We start from the raw sequence: 16,973 nt of genomic DNA, 5'->3' as shown, positions 1-16,973 counted from the left end.
GATTAATTCCCCGGTGCATAGGGGAAATTCAATTGTTTATAATATTCAAGTGTATGATCAGGTTGTTCGTAATTAGCAGGAAGTGGCTGTCTGGAAAAGGTTTGAAAATATAACAGGCAGGCATTCCTCCACCAGATAGCTTCTTTAACCTGTATTGCCAGGAGCATTTTCACCTGCCGGAATCTTTCTTCATCCACAGATCCTTCCAACTGATTCCATTTCTGTTGCATAGCTTTCACAGTATCTACTCCCGCGTAATACTTATAACAAAGTTCTTCCCATAAGTTTCTACCAGAATGCATTTTGTGTAACCAGCTAACATGATGGAACCACAATAAATATTGCTCGTTGCCAGCATACGATTGTTGAACCGATGGTTTGTATTGCAATAGTCCGGTCCTGTCAAATCCGATACCTGCGGTATCTGCCTTATGATAATATACCGGATTCCAGTCAGCCCTTCCTGTATTATAGCCCCAGGGCGCAGGTCCGTAATGATGACCGTTGCCCATAATATGATGAAGACCCAGCGGTGTCATATAATTTACGATAGCCTCGCGGGAAGAAAGCATAATCTCTTTAATGGAGTTCACTACTTTGGGCTCGTTGCTGAATGTTTGCCTGATCCATTCGTCCGCAATTTGGGAGCTGCTGAGTGAATGATCCCATTCCAGCCGGCCCAGCGCATACCAGTTTGCCTGTCCGAATGGATGAGCAGTCCAGTTGCGCTCATTACCGGTATTAGCCACTGCCGCAATTCCCTTCACTACATTTTCCACCATACCATTATCCGCTTCCAGTATTTCTTTAAATAAGGGAGCTTCATAAACCAGGTGAGTACCCTGGCCCAGGTATTCCTGGGTAAGTTGAAATTCCAGCATGAGAGGCGTATGCGGCATCGCCTCCAGCAAAGGAGAAAATGGTTCTCTCGGTTGAAAATCTATCGGTCCGTTTTTAACCTGTACCAATACATTTGTTTTGAACTTTCCATCCAGCGGAGTAAACTCATCGTATGCCTGTTTAAAGCGATCGCTGGCTTTTGCATCGTACACAAATGCACGCCATATTACAATACCACCATAGGGAGCAAGAGCATCAGCCATCATATTAGCACCATCAGCATGATTGCGATTGTAAGTCTGAGGGCCCGGTTGTCCTTCACTGTTAGCCTTTACAAGGAAACCTCCAAAGTCTGGGATTAATGCGTAAATCTCTTTAGCTTTCGCATGCCACCATTGTTGTACAGTATCATTTAAGGGATCGGCAGTTTTCAGATGACCAATTTCCATAGGCGCACTGAACCTTGCACTGAGATATACTTTAATGCCATAGGGGCGGAATATTGTTGCCAGCGCAGCTACTTTCTGCAAATAAACCGGGGTAAGGATTTCTGCATTCGCATTTACATTATTAAGGACTGTACCATTGATCCCAACGGATGCATTGTACCTGGCATAATCAATATAACGTGTATCAATATAGTCTGGTAAAGTATGCCAGTTCCAGATGGAGATACCCGCATAACCTCTTTCCACATAGCGGTTCAGATTATCCCAGTGGTTCAGTAATCTTAGTTTGGTTTGAGGTGTTGAAACGATATCGAGCGATTGAACAGATTGCCTTGTTTGTAATAACCGAAGGAAATGAAATACACCGTATAACACACCGATATCTGTATTCGCAGTGATGATAGTACACTTTTTTCCGTTGATCGTTTTTGAACGGATAATGAACCCTTCCGTACCAAGATCCTTTAAGTTTTCCGATAAACCACGTTCAGCAATAAGGGTATTCCCTGTAGGGGTGCTTACAAAAGGGATGGTTGTTTGTAACAATGCATTTAATCCCAGCGCTAATTCTTTTTTTATAACAACGGTAGTAGCTGAATTTCCTGAAACCTGTACAGCTGTGATAGCCTGCCGGTAGGCTGTCAGCAGCGCTTTATTCTCCACTGGCTTGTATCGTAGCCAGAGTTCATATCCATCTTCTGCCTGTAAATTGTGTATACAGTGCAATAACATCAAAAGAAGCAATGTTTTCTTCATAACGGACATTGGCTTGGCTAAATTACAATCGGTTGCGTAAAAGTCGCAAAAATAATCTAAATATAAGGATTTTTTAAAGGAGGGAGCTGCGAATGACTAATTTTAAGCATAGGAAAATAATGTTAATCAATGTTTTATGATGGATTGAGTAATACACTCATACCTTGTTGTATCACTTCTTTTTCTTCATCTGATCTAACAAAACCGCTTTTCCTGTATATTAAAAATAGAAATGTGCTCCATGAAAAATACAATCGGTTGTATTTTAGAAAAAATATTATATTCGTTCTGTGAAAGATTGATACGATTCCACTAAATAAACATTTTAGGGTTCCACGAATACTATCAGAATGGAAGGGTAGCTCATATTTATGCTTTGAGTATGAATTAATTAAAGTGAGTTATTATCCAAAGATGGCTGCTGCTAATAGTTAAATGAAGAACAATATGAGCTTCTCAAAAGTTCTGAGTGCCCTTTTTAAATACAATTCTTATTATTTACCTCATCTTAATATCAGAATCCGAACTATTGATTTATGAAAAAAGGAAGATATTATTTATTAGCCATTGCTCTGCTGGGCACCCATTTCTCCTACAGTCAGCAGCCTGCATATAAAAACAAACAACTGTCACCCGATAAAAGAGCGAAGGACTTGCTCTCAAGAATGACATTGGAGGAAAAGGTAATGCAAACCCAATGTTTGTGGGCAGAGAAATCAAGACTGTTAAATGAAAAGGGAGAATTTGATGAGGCAAAGGCAAGTACAGTATTGAAAGATGGAGTAGGGGAACTGGCACGACTGAATGAAAAGAGAGGTCCGAACAGCGAAGGACTTCATCCCAAAGAGCAGGCATTATTGTACAACAAGATCCAGCATTTTTTTATAGATAAAACACGGTTAGGGATTCCCGTTATGGTGCATGAAGAATCGTTGCATGGTCAGCAAACACAGGATGCTACCAACTATCCCGTTCCCATTGCCCTGGCCAGCACATGGAATGAAAACCTGATGACGGATATTTATTCCAATGTGGCAGCTGAAGTAAGAGCAAGAGGAGGACAGCAGGTATTAGCCCCCGTAATAGATATTGTACGTGATCCGCGCTGGGGAAGAACGGAGGAAACAATGGGTGAAGATCCTTACCTGATTTCCCGTTTGGCTGTGGCACAAATAAAAGCATATCAGGGTGACGGTCTTTACCTGGGTGAGAATAAAGTAGCCGCTACGTTAAAACATTTTGGTATTCATGGTCAGAGTGAAGGAGGGATCAATGTTTCGCCAAGTAATATTGATGAGAGAACAGCACGTGAAGTATTTTTTAAGCCTTTTAAAGCATGTATCCAGGAAGCGAAAGCCATGAATGTAATGGCTTGTTATAATGAGGTATTTGGAGTACCTGCAACGATTAACAGTTATCTGCTAAAAGATATCCTGAGAAAGGAGTGGGGGTTCACAGGAGTTGTAGTATCCGATTATTATGCCATCAGGGATATACAGACGTTGCATAAAGTTACACCATCACTCGATGAAGCTGGTGCCCTGGCTTTTAATGCAGGTATAGATATTGAAACACCGGATCCCGATGGATATAAAAATCTGCAACAATCAGTAAGCAGCGGAAAAATATCCAGGGCAGCACTGGATACCGCGGTAATGAGAATCCTTGTCAACAAATTCCGGTTAGGATTATTTGATAATCCTTATGTAGATGTTAACAAAGCAGATACTATTGTTGGCAGTCCGTCGAAAAGAGCGGTGGCTTACAGAGCCGCGCAGGAAGCAATGGTATTACTGAAGAATGATAATCACTTTTTACCGCTGGATAAAAACAAAGTAAAAACCATTGCACTGATAGGACCAAATGCAGATAAATGTTTGCTGGGTGGATATTCCGGAAAGCCCCGTGTTTCTATTTCACCATTACAGGCGCTTAAGGAACGTTATGGTAAAACGATGAACATTTTATATGCAGAAGGAGTAACATTAACAGATAAGAACAACTGGTTTGCAGATACTATTCGTCTTGCCACCAGCAATAATGCAGACAAGATTGCTGCTGCAGTAGCCGTAGCAAAACAGGCAGATGTAGTCGTATTGTTTGTAGGAGAAAATGAAAGTATGAGCCGCGAAGGTTGGGCAAGCAATCACCTGGGCGACTTACCCACGCTGGAATTGTTAAACGGCCAGAACGAACTGATTAAAGCCATCACAGCGCTTGATAAACCTACCTGTGCATTTGTAAACAGTGGTCCGCCATTATGTATATCAGAACTGGTAAATGCAGTCCCTGCTGTAATGCAGTGCTGGTACCTGGGACAAGAAGGCGGATATGCAATGGCAGATGCCCTGTTCGGCGATATCAATCCAAGCGGAAAATTGCCGGTTTCCTTCCCGAGAACTACAGGACATATTCCCGCTTATTACAATTACAAACCATCTGCCCGTCGCGGATATAATTTAGGTTTTGATGCCAGCCCTTTGTTTGCATTCGGACATGGCCTCAGTTATACAACCTTTGCATATAGTAATCTGTCTTTATCAGCAAAAACTATTAAAGCAAATGAAAAGGTGAAGGTAAGTATCGATGTAAAGAATAGCGGTAGTATTAAAGGAGAAGAAGTAGTACAGTTATATATACGAGATGATTATTCCTCTGTACCCCGCCCTGTAAAAGAGTTGAAAGGCTTTAAGAAAATATCGCTGGAACCCGGACAATCACAAACAGTAACTTTTACGATAGATGCGGAAGCATTATCATTTTACGATAAAAACATGAACTGGATAACAGAGCCAGGAACCTTTACTATTATGGTAGGAACTGCATCAGACAAAACGGATCAAACATCATTAACGGTAGTACCATGATATTAATGGAGAAAACAATGCGCTGGTTTGGTCCTGACGATCCGGTGAGCTTATGGGATATTAAACAATCAGGATGTACAGGTGTTGTCACAGCTTTGCATCATATACCTGTAGGCGAAATATGGACTGTAGCAGAAATAAACAAACGCAAGGATATGATTGCTGCAACCGGCATGAGCTGGACAGTTATTGAAAGCCTGCCAGTAAGTGAAGATATTAAAAGGCAATCCGGTAATTATTTACAACATATAACTAACTACAAGCAAAGTCTGCTAAATGTAGCAAAGTGTGGATTGAAAGTAGTGACCTATAATTTTATGCCGGTACTTGACTGGGTACGTACAACCATTTCCTATATTCTGCCTGATGGCAGCAAAGCGTTGCGCTTTGAGCGTAACGCTTTTATTGCCTTCGATCTTTTTTTACTGAGAAGACCCGGTGCTGAAGGAGATTATACCACACAGGAGATCAATGAGGCCTTTATGTTGCTGCAGAATATGTCGGCAGACGAGAAAGCAGCATTGTACCGGAATGCACTGCTGGGATTGCCGGGAAGTAAGGAAGCCTTCACTGCACCGCAGGTATTGGAAGCATTGGAAACTTACAAAGGAATAGATGCAGAAAAGTTGCAACAGCATCTGCATTATTTTTTGCAACAGGTAGCGCCTGTCGCCGAAGAAATGGGATTGAAGATGGCCATCCACCCCGATGATCCACCATTCCCAATACTGGGGCTTCCCCGCATTCTCAGCACTGAACAGGATGTAAATGCACTCTTGAAAGCGGTACCATCACCCGCTAATGGCTTATGTTTTTGTACCGGTTCATTTGGTGTAAGAAAAGAAAACGACCTTCCTGGCATGGTGCAAAGATTGGGAGATCATATTCATTTCATTCACCTGCGGAATACACAGCAGGATGAGGCCGGCAACTTTTTTGAATCCAATCACCTGGAAGGCAGTGTAGACATGTTTGCCGTTGTAAAAGAAATAGTGTTACTGATGAAGAGGAGAAATAATGTTATTCCAATGCGGCCTGATCATGGGCATCAGATGCTCGATGATTTAAAGAAAGTAACCTATCCAGGATATTCTGCCATCGGGAGATTGAAAGGGCTGGCCGCATTAACCGGATTGGAAATGGGGATTGCAAAAAGCCTTGCCAATAGCAAAAGTGCTTTATCCATTTAGATGTACCCTAATATCGCCATCTAAAACCTGAATAAAAAACGGGCGTATCATTCTCTGATACGCCCTATTTCATTCGGATTTCTGATAGATACGATCCTCAGTCCTTTATTTATTTTGCTCAATTTTTTTTCTGCTGACCGGGTGCAAATGCCTTCGCCGATTTAGCCCCTGCAGCCTTTTTAGCCTGACCAGGAGGAACCTTTCCACTGTTACCGGCAGTCCCTACCGGTCTTACTACATAACAGGCACTTGCCAATAACATCCCTGATATACAAAGGATTAAGTATAATTTTTTCATCTAACTGTTTTAATGAATACTCCTAATAACGTGCCAAACATACAAAATCGAAAATAACCCCGCAAGCTTTAGACACCTGAGAATGGTTATACAACTCTCTAAGTGAGGGGATATTATTCTCCGCCGCCATTATAATACTTCACCTGAAAGAAAGTTTAAAATAAAGATTATGGCTGATGAGCATACCATGAATTGCCTGTTTTTTGGCAGATTAAAAGCCAAAGAGGATCTTGATAAATTTCTGGAAAAACTATGTCTTATTTTGAAGTCAAAGGACATTGCTAACAGACTAGCATAAATACAAGATACTCGATTGCTTTTCTATGTTTCCTCCAGCGTATTCTCTTACCGCGATAGGTATCTTCCATTGTGATAAAGGTGAGTCTGACTGTAAAAGATGAAAGCTAAGCGATTTGTTGAAAAAATGTCTGAAGATTTATTCTTTAAACCAGTTTACAATTAGATCAAGAATAATCAGTAAATTAGAGTATACCTGTTTTCTACTAAAGTTATCTACCTAATATAACTTGTAAAGCCGAGACCCAAGAATCTTTTATAATTAAAGGGATAGCCGAAAACCTTCAGAAAAGAGTAGGCAATTTTTCTCCCCATAATTAACCCGATTTTATGAAAAAGAAGATCAAGAAAAAATTAGACATTAGTAAACTGAGAATTTCAAATCTGAGTGAAAAAACAGATAGGAAAATGAAGGCAGCTACCATTCCGCCTAACACATTCTGGTGTACCACTACAGGTTTATGGTAACAACATTGTTTTAAAAATTATAGAGGCTGACCAAATTGGATTTTGGTCAGCCTCTTTTAAGTTAAATAATAGATTTAAAGGTGTACTCAGGAAATAAGAAGAAAGGCAGGAATAGCGGGGGATTCAGCCCGTAATTACCTACCTGAATCCAAAGCGAATCCTATTTATTTTTTCTCAAGAGCCAGCAATCTCGCCTGAATGTCTGTTATCAGTTTCTGATTGGCAGCATTTTCTTTTTTAAGAGAGGTTATTTCCTGAGATAATTCCTGCATAGCACTGATACCAAGAGAGAATATTTGCTGGTAATCGACTGTCCGGAAATCACTCACTTTTTTACCATACACAAATAATGCAGCAGTTGATCCGCTCCAGTTTGCAACAGTAAAACTTGTAGCGTCAACAACATTTACAATAACATCTTTTGGATTCGTACCATCAGTCATCAGCCTTACCACATCTCCGCTTACCATATTATGTGGAGCTTTTAAACTCACTGTAAGCTCACTTCCTTTCACAGTTGCTTTATCAGCCATTGTAAAAATATCCGGTAAGAAATCTGCATGTTTGCCCACAGCACCAGGGAAGATAGCCTCCACTTCCTGTGCAATAAATCCCTTGGAAACACTTGTTCCATGTGCGATATTATCCTTGTATTGATAATCGGTTACTTTAAGTTTGTTGAGTAATATCAGGTCGTTTTTTGAGTTGGATATCACCATATTTTTTTTGATCCTTACATCCGAGAATGCATAAAGAGCCTTTCCCATAATACCACCAGCTGCGTAGATGGAAAGATCAAAGTTAGCCTTATCACCACTGCGTCCTGTTAAACCCCAAATGAAATCGTTGCCTCTATCGCGATTCCATTGGTAGCCTATCTGGCTAACCTGGTCCTGGATAGCATAACTTCTGGTGATAGTATTACCTACGGTCAAAGGCGCTGTAGTATTGGTGGTATTGATACCAACCATTGCATCCTCAGTAATCCGCATTACCTCTCTGGTTGAAGCCTGGTCACAACCCCATGTTAAAAATTTAATCATTCCACCATTGCCGCATCCCCATTTTTCTGTAACCAGTTCCATACCGGTAAAATCTGAGTTAAGCGACATCCCGATTCTCCTGGATCCTCTGTTTACAGCATCGTGTTCATTCCCCGGATTGCCATGAATACTCGTATAGATATTCCCGCTCACATCCAACGGGCCATATGGACTGGTATTGCCTATTCCAACCTGACTGCTGTTTGTCATAAACATAGTGGAATTACTTGCGTTGTTTCTAATATTAAAGCCTCCTGCTCCATAATTGAAATAGGTAACATTATCACTCCCGCGTGGCCAGAGATATTGTTCCGGATTACCATCTTTATTCCTGGCAACGAATACAGCCGAGTTATCAACGCCAAAAACGTTACCACTACCTGCCAGTGTGATTTTATATCCCGGCGTAGTGGTACCAATACCAAGCAGTCCGCTTCCGGAGAGTGTCATCAGTGTGGTGATATCATTGCCGTTTGGAGTGTTTTCGAACTGAAATCCTCCGGAACCACCCCCTTGATGATTAATGAAGCTGGTAGCTCCAAGACATGGACCAGTAGGACAGGTACGGTTCCATAAAAAATAAGTTCCCTGCACATTGGGCACTGATGTTGCTGAACCATTTAAATACAATAGCCCCTTTACACTCAAATTACCATCGATCTGTGCATTGCCAATCACATGAAATTTTGACAATGGTTTATTAGTGCCTACCCCTACGTTTCCATTCGGGTCAATGAATAGGGGATCCTGTGAAAATACGGGGTTGCTCAAAGAGCAAATAAACAACATTATTAAAATAACCAGGATTGGCTTACGGTGTAAGGATACTATAATTGAATGATTCATATAGAATGTTTAGTAGATGATTTTATAGTTTGACGATAAAGTAAAGGGAGAAATTCATTGTTCATTAAAAGCCCGATTGAAAAGATAATTTTGCTCCCTGCTCAACTCTAAAGCCATTTTTGAAAGCAATGCCTCCTCCTGAATAGATCACCGCGTTGGTGGTATTAATAACAGTACCACTCATGTTAATCAGTGTATTTGCCCTGTAAAGCGTATTGTTTTTAACTTCTGATAAGTTAAGTACCTCAACATCGACCTTAGCCGCTTTGATGGCCATCAGATAATTATTATTAACATTATACAGCGTACCATTGGGAGCAAGAGCCAGGTTCTTTTTGAAGTTAAATTGTGCTCCGGACGTTGAGACAAAAGTTTTCTTTATCAGTTGATCACGTGTACTGAATCCTGCCACCAGATTGTTTACCGCATCAAGAGCGAAAACCTGTAATGAATCATTGGTTACCAGTAGAGATGCATTGTCCAGAGATTGATCGGTGTTATAAATGCTTGACCTGTCCGTAAGACTATAACGAGTCATGTGTTTATTCAAAACAAACCAGGCATTACCCCGTGTATCCACAACCGGTTGAGAAATTCCTGTATTCACGGTTTGCCCCGAAGTAATATCTTCCAGAAGAGACAATCTGTGTTTATTGTACGACCATCTGAAACAAAATAATTCATTACTGTTATCAAATCCGTTCAACACAAATACACTTGAATCATTAGCCACCACTGGTGCAGGTATATAATGAGTATATTGATCATACACATACGTTTTCAGATGATTTTGGGAAGATGAGTCAAGCGGAGTACCATCAGAATTATCAAGCACTATTAACTGGCCATAATTTTGATTCACTTTTATAAAGAATGCATTTCTTTCATTGTTACTCAGAGATACCGGGCCAGTCCATTCATTATCCCTGTTAATCGGATAGCGCCAGAGTGTTTTGAATTTGGGAAACGGCGTAAGGGCAACAACAGCATTGCTGGCGGGCAGATAAAGCATACCATCGTAACCCAGCGTCGGCGTATTTATAACAGCACCAACATCGCTACCTAACAGACTCGCGAGTGGAACATCAAAAAGTTTGTTGCCAGAGTTAGCAAGATCTAGTACAATCAACCGGTTAGTTGTAATGCAATACATCCGGCCTTTTTCATCAATGAGCGGACAAAACTTATTGATCTCAGCCATTGGAACACTCCATAGAATTTTACCGGCAGCATCCAGTTGAACAGCACGTATAGGTTCTTTATTCGTTGAATCACGCGTGAAGATGACAGGATTGCCATTATATATTAACATGGCACCAAGAGGATCGGACCCGCTGATGAAGCCTTTGTCGGGGTGATAAAGAGGGATTATGTTTGCCGCAGATTCTGATGTATTGGACATCCAACGTGTATACCCGCTGTGTTGGCCATCATTCCGCAATTGTGACCAATCCGAAAGTTTGGGATAAAGGTTCACAGCATATTGAACAATCAGTTTGGGCTTCTTTGAATACTGCGTACCAAAACTTTCGGGTTTGTCCGAATAAAAAAAGTTATCCTGGCTTTGTTGTGGCGAGCGGGCCGCGAGCGACAAACTGGTATCTGCTGTTGTTAAGAAATCAGTTACCGCACTGGCTTTGGCAGGAATGGCCAATTTGATATTCGCGATACTCGTTGTTGAAACAATCGGGAACATACCGATCTTTTTTGTAGTATCAAATACCGGGTTGTTCCATGTGGCGTCACTGATTTTCCAATTGGAAGAAAGACTTCGTAAAACAGTGACAGTCTGGTGCGAAGAACTTAGTGTATCCGTTTTCTTCTGAACATACAAACGCAGTTGTAATGAACTAACCCTGGCATTGTCTGGCAATGCACCCAATCCGAATTTAAACAATGATCGCACAGATTCTTTACCATTGGGATCTGCCTTTATCTCCAGGTTCACATCTCCTCTGCCATCACCCTGAGCCCTGGCATTCACCGCTATATCCGGTAAGATGGTTGTAAAATTTTGTGCATTTACCCGTGATGAAAGAGCTATATAAATAATACAGATAGCTACTTTAAGACAAACAAGCTCTATAATTGACATATCAAGATTTTTAAAGCGTAAATAAGTTTACTGAACATCAACCGAAACTCTATCGGTTTGTATTACGACAGAACCAGGTTTTGCTATGTACCAGCTCAGCACGCCCGTGTATTCAACACCGTCAGCGCCCAGATATGCCATTGCCATGAACCACAGGCAGTTTTTATAGTAAAACGGAATTATTTTATTGAAAGGAGCATCGTTCATGTCACTAAACGGTATTCCCTTGTCAATAGGAATATATTTACCACTAACATCTAAATCAACTGATTTTAAAAAGGGAGTTCTGCCCGCTGTGGCGGCAACCCCCAGGCAATTAACACCAGTGGTTTTCTTTGTATCTTTTCCAAGGAACACCAGGGCTGTGTTCATATAAGGTTCAGGAAAAAGAAGTGGCTGATCATTGGATTGTATAATAGGTTTCCAACCTTTAGATTCAAACTTCCAGATATCACTCACAGCACTGCCGCCCTCTTCAGAAAATCCACCGCCGATCCATAAAGCTTTTTTGGCTTTGGTGTTATGCTCACGTTCCACAGTTGTACCAAAGAAACATCTGGCCTTCCACGGCATTGCGGCCGGGTCAGGCAACGTATTAATCATTCCTGACGCATCAAGATTATCCCACTTAAATCCATCAGAAGAAACCCACATATCCTGCAGTGCATTACCATATTCATCCAAACCTCCCATAAGGAATATTTTATCCTCTCCATCATGATTGAATATTGCACAACTATGAGCCATGCGGGCAGTCCAGCTATTATCCTGTACGCTAATCAGTCCGCTGTCCAGGTCCACAATAGCTGTTCGGGAAGAGGTCATAGTAAGCACGGAATAACTTCCTCCACAGAAAACCAGTTTCCCAAAAGTATCACCAGCTCCCCGCAAATGAATAAGGGGAGAAGTCATGAAGTCGTTTAGTTTTGTTATCTCGCCGGTCAGTAGTTTTATTTCTGTCCACACATCCGAAAAACCATCCGCAGAATAATAAATGGAACCTATTCCATTGCCCGCTTTCAAGGTCGTTAAACCAAACAGCATGCTCTCATCTTTCGACACGCAAATATTACATAGTGTTTCAGTCTCAAACCTTGGCCCCCTGATATAACCAGTTGTTTGTGTATTTAATGCGCGGACCAATAAAGATTTCGTTTTACTGATCCCATTTTTAGTTACTGTTAATTTATAAGTATGATCGCCGGTACTCACAGAAGTTGAATATGAAGATGTATGGTCCTCCACTAAAATTTCCTTCCCATTGCTAACATCAAATATGGAGAATGTACAATCACGTGTATCCATATTTTTATCTTTAAATGCCCAACTGAATGTAGTACTATCACCACTTCTCAGCACCTGCGGATCTGCCTGGAAATTAATATCCAGATCCTCCTGTTTCACCACATTAACGGGTATGGTTACATTTTTTGGATTCTGATTATCGAAATAACTCACCTGTAAAGAATAGGAGGGCAGGGGAATAGAAGGAAGACAGATGGCCTTCTGTATTTTTATGATCATCACACTTAATGAAAAACGTACTTTTTTACTGAGCGTGTGTGATAATTTCCCCGGACTTTTCCCCACATTAAATAACGCAATGGGAATCTGGCTGGAACTGTCTTTACCAGGAACCAGTCCGTATACTTCAACCTGCAGAGATGCCCAATCAGAATCCTTGATAATTGTTTGAAGCAAATCAATTTCAATAGTACCTGCCAGCGCTATTGTTCCACCCGGAGGAGCAAATATTTGGAATTCAATATCAACCGGTTTGTTCTCAGTTACAAGTACCGCGGTATTTACCGGAGTAGTTTGCACTTTTATATCAGGCATAAATGTAAGTTTAGTAGATAAAGGCCCAGAGTCTGTAGTGTTTTTAAATTTTAACCATCCTTCATAAGCTTGTATTGGCGCAAACCTGTCAGGCTGATCTTTTTTAGCCTGTATTATAGATTCAGGTTCCCAGGTAGAAACAGTTGTTTTGTGCACCCATTTCCAATTGGCACCGATTGCAGATGGAACGGGAATACCGGGACTCACCTTCTCGGCAAGAAACGGTGCTGTCATAAAACTTGTGTTTAGTCTGGATAGAATCTCACCCATCTTATATGGATGCAGCTCCCTGTATTGAGTAGGTAGTATTCCGGAACTGATGTGAATTCCCGCAGATGGATCCAGCAGCAGTGTCATCGTTTTTGCCGGCTGATTCAGTGATACACCCACAGCCGCATTCTTTTTATAATAGGGATCTGTATTATTAATAAAATCCGGAGCATTGATACAAGTTCTGAAATACGGCTTAGTATCTCCTTCAAGAAGATACCCAACTAATCCATCTTTGTCACGATTAAAATCACCCATGTATAAAGGGAAAGTAACACTGGTTATATCTCCCGAATCCCCAGTGTGTTCCTTCCCCCAGCCCTGGTCATTAAAAGGGAAACCCATAGATTCAACACCCACACCAGCTCTTGCCAAAGCAAGGGGTTGGCCTGCAATTAATGAGCTATTGTTATTTTGTAATGCCGCTGATCCGGATACATTAAGGTTAACTTTTATAGCAAGATCAATAAGGCCAGCTACTGCGGTAGCAGTGCTTACGGAATCTATAAAAGCTGATAGATGTTTGTTGTTGCCCAAAGCCGGTATTGCATCGTAGCCGGGGAACGGTTTTTTAGTAAGCCCGATTCCACCTTTGTTTTTGGGATCAGTAATCAACTGGAGAATCAATACTTCAACGCCATCCTCATCATAAACCATCAGACTTTTATCGAAAAGATTCGGCACTACCCATCCAAAAACAGGATTAATGTTGCCATGACTTCCGGGATAGATTATTTCATCTTTATCATCCAGCCAGTTAAATACTATCCTCGATGGTTGTACGATTCTTGGCGCAAGTGATACACGGTTCTGTAGTAGTTTTATTCCCGGAACGGGAGAAAGCTGGCCCGATGTAGCGGCTACAGGGTTTTTCGGATCTCCGCTTATCAGAACCTTTTTTACCTGCCCGAATGCATCAATGATGGAAAGATTTATCATTTCCATCTGCCCGGCGCGTAAGGGGAAGAACTTTTTAGCCCGATCTGATGGTTGTCCCGGATTGGATCCAAGCCTGTATCCATGCGATCCTATTGTAGTCAGTTCCTGCTGATCGATCACATAGTCCGAATCGAAATTATACATTTTATCAGGACGATACTTCAGTGGTGGAAACTGAAGATCTGGCTGCTGCATTAACAGATATTTATGAAAGCCGCTTAATGACTGTGCAATTAAATGTTGTCCGTCATACTTTTTAATATCGGGCACTAATCGTTTTAAATTAGCAAACACCGCATTTGAAAAAGGCGTAATGGAGTTAAAAAGATAGGGTGATGCAGGAGTAGTTGCCTTATTGGTTTTGTAAAACAGGTAATCCTCCAGCTCCCAGTCGGGATGATCGGTAAGGTCGAGCGATTTAATATCGTTGAACGCCGGATAAAATGCAACCTGCCAGGATAAGAACAAGGGGGACCATGCCTGCTGCCACTTTACGATCGAAAAAGATAACGTTTCTTCCGTCTGTAAAAGACTTGCCTGTAAATTCGCAATAGTTTTTCCAAAGTCTATAATGGATGGATTCTTTTTGTCTTTCCCTTTCCCTATGCCCGCAATATTATAGGCAACCAGTGCCAGATCTGTAGAAAAAGACTGATCAAAAAGCATGGCTTCCCGGCAGATGGCCAGGATCTCTGCAGCCGGTATTTCAATGCCCTCAATGCTGTTAAGCAATGTGGATTTAAATGTATCCTGACTGGAAGGGATTTTTACGTTAACGGTCAGTGCATCTTCAATGGTAACATTTAATTCGCCAGGAAGCTGGTCAATGGTCCGGCAGTTTATTTCCTGACCTGATGAAGAAAGGTTGTATTTATTTACATCACCAGTCCCGTTTCCCCAGAATAGCAATACAGGGTCATTAGCTTCCCAGTAGACGGGTGATTCTATCTGCTTTAATAAAAACTCCGCAGGCTGTTTACTAAAAGGAGCAAGGCTGTTTATTTGCTTTTTAGCAACGTTCACATCATTTGTCAGTTGAGATATCAATGTATTTGTCTCACTTATTTTCGCTAACAGATTTTCTTTCGTAGTTGAAAAAGCAAGATCCTGTTTGAAATTTTTGATGGTATTGAGCGCCTGCTTATACCATAATGAATAATATTCCTGTTGCCAGCGAGACAACTCATACTGTTGCTGGTTAAGCAGGTTTTGATTTTTATTTAATGCCTGCAGCATATCACTGATTCCCGGAACATCGGGGAATTGTTTGGAAGCAGTATCTTTTTCTCCCAGTTCGTGGTCGGATTCACACCTGCTGATCTCCCACAGAAAACCTCCTTTTTTCGAATGAAAACCACGGCTATGCGTTTCTTCTTTTATTCTTTCGATAGAAGCGGGGTTGTGATCATCTTCCAGTAACTGGTACTGTAATGCGTTCAGCAATTCTTCCATCAATTCTTTAGGAGAGCCGTCAGTCTGTACAACACTACTACTGAATGCTTCAGCAGCCGTACTACCGGCAGCAAAATTTACCGGGCCGGAGGGAACACCGCCTGGCATATTGGGAGCCCATGTAACACTGTGTACAGCAGCATGAAAGAGGGATTGCTCAGGATAACTATCGCCACTATATTTCCATTTATCTGAAAACCAGTTATGTTTTTTTAGCTGCATTTTCTGCTCGTTGGTCAACGCATCAGTAAATGGCAAAGGGAATAAAGGATCTGTTTCAGGATCATCATACCAACCGGTTACCACATAAGTGAAAGAGCCGCTGGTCAAAAGATTGCCCTTCTCATCTTTCATGTCATCATAAAATCCGAATACATTCCGGCATCCCGGATAAAAAGCGGAAAAGTAAGGGTTACCCGCGGTAACAGCCGTAAGATAAGGTGAAGATGTACGTGTGTTTTTATAACCGGGTGTATATGGCAGGCATCGTCCTATCTTCTGAACTCCCAATTGCTGATTCTTCAGTGATATAAAATTAGGATCTGCCACACTGAGATCTATGTTATCTATATCGTTGACATAATCACTTTCAATGATCCACGCTTTAGCCGGAATATTATCAATTCCATTATCCGAACTATATCTTATCACCATCCATCTGTTAGGAGCATATGGAAAATCCATGTCGGCATCCGTTTTCTCATCAACAAAAGAATGTTTCAATGCCTTTGGCAGGTTCCAGTGAATATGAATTCCATTTTCGGGAGGCGGAAGTGGCTTCCCATCAGCCTGGATATTATCTCCGAGAATGCTCTGATCAAAGAAAGCGAGCTTTGGCCTTACGTCGGCGTATGTTATATTTTTATTTTCCGAAACAACAAGTGCCTCAGCAAACATAGGTACAAGAAGTGTACGATTAGCGCTCATTTATCAGGATAGTTTTATCGTTAAGGTATGTTTCACAGGACTGTCCACCATCTGGAACGCAAATTCTGCAGAGGTGAAAACGTCGGTGGATAAATGTTGTTTCATTGAAGCCGCAAGACCACTAACATCCATTATTCTGTTCTTATTAATCAGTCCGTTCAGTTCTTTGTTTACATTCAAAGAAGGGTTAATGACTATTCCTCCTTTGCCATCATCTGTTTTTAAATTTTTCTCCCACTCACCATTATTTATTTTTATTCCGAAATGGAGCCCTTCATATGGCTGTGTGATAACGATCCTGGCCACAGTACCATTGAATACACCAAGGAAAATATCTTCATCAATACGTTCGAAACGGAAAGCCGGTAATAGTTGGTTGCTATTGTCATACGCCTCT

At 41.2% G+C, this 16,973-nt stretch carries 8 protein-coding genes; 3 read left to right on the top strand and 5 right to left on the bottom strand.

The window, feature by feature from the left end:
• Positions 1–2 precede the first annotated feature (2 nt).
• Positions 3–2,045, bottom strand: a complete 2,043-nt coding sequence (locus BM176_RS30900) for an alpha-glucuronidase family glycosyl hydrolase (RefSeq protein WP_090108377.1) — start codon at positions 2,043–2,045, stop codon at positions 3–5.
• A 536-nt stretch (positions 2,046–2,581) separates the two neighbouring features.
• Here BM176_RS30900 and BM176_RS30895 point away from each other — a divergent pair.
• Both BM176_RS30895 and uxuA read left to right on the top strand, forming a co-directional pair.
• Positions 2,582–4,912 carry a glycoside hydrolase family 3 N-terminal domain-containing protein gene (locus BM176_RS30895; protein WP_090108277.1) on the top strand — a complete coding sequence of 777 codons (2,331 nt, stop codon included), beginning with the start codon at positions 2,582–2,584 and terminating at the stop codon, positions 4,910–4,912.
• A gap of 5 nt (positions 4,913–4,917) precedes the next feature.
• Complete coding sequence (gene uxuA / locus BM176_RS30890) at positions 4,918–6,102, top strand: mannonate dehydratase (protein ID WP_218162319.1); 1,185 nt, start codon at positions 4,918–4,920, stop codon at positions 6,100–6,102.
• Between the two features lie 118 nt (positions 6,103–6,220).
• Here uxuA and BM176_RS30885 read toward each other — a convergent pair whose 3' ends face one another.
• Positions 6,221–6,400, bottom strand: a complete 180-nt coding sequence (locus BM176_RS30885) for a hypothetical protein (protein WP_090108275.1) — start codon at positions 6,398–6,400, stop codon at positions 6,221–6,223.
• A 627-nt stretch (positions 6,401–7,027) separates the two neighbouring features.
• Here BM176_RS30885 and BM176_RS32660 point away from each other — a divergent pair.
• Positions 7,028–7,165: a hypothetical protein gene (locus BM176_RS32660; RefSeq protein WP_177230607.1), complete on the top strand. Its 138-nt coding sequence runs from the start codon at positions 7,028–7,030 to the stop codon at positions 7,163–7,165.
• A gap of 164 nt (positions 7,166–7,329) precedes the next feature.
• Here the strand turns inward: BM176_RS32660 and BM176_RS30880 are convergent, their stop codons facing one another.
• The 3 genes from BM176_RS30880 to BM176_RS30870 form a co-directional block, all read right to left on the bottom strand.
• A complete protein-coding gene (locus BM176_RS30880; RefSeq protein ID WP_090108274.1) occupies positions 7,330–9,054 on the bottom strand; it encodes a tail fiber domain-containing protein in 1,725 nt (574 codons plus the stop codon).
• 64 nt (positions 9,055–9,118) lie between these two features.
• Positions 9,119–11,149 (bottom strand): DNRLRE domain-containing protein, encoded by a 2,031-nt coding sequence (locus tag BM176_RS30875; RefSeq protein ID WP_090108273.1) that lies wholly within the window; start codon positions 11,147–11,149, stop codon positions 9,119–9,121.
• Between the two features lie 27 nt (positions 11,150–11,176).
• Positions 11,177–16,576: a hypothetical protein gene (locus BM176_RS30870; RefSeq protein ID WP_090108272.1), complete on the bottom strand. Its 5,400-nt coding sequence runs from the start codon at positions 16,574–16,576 to the stop codon at positions 11,177–11,179.
• Positions 16,577–16,973: the final 397 nt, after the last annotated feature.

The organism is Chitinophaga sp. CF118 (genome assembly GCF_900112615.1).
GTDB lineage: Bacteria > Bacteroidota > Bacteroidia > Chitinophagales > Chitinophagaceae > Chitinophaga.
Note: the sequence above shows the minus strand (reverse complement) of the source record. Positions and strands in the feature narration are given on the sequence as shown.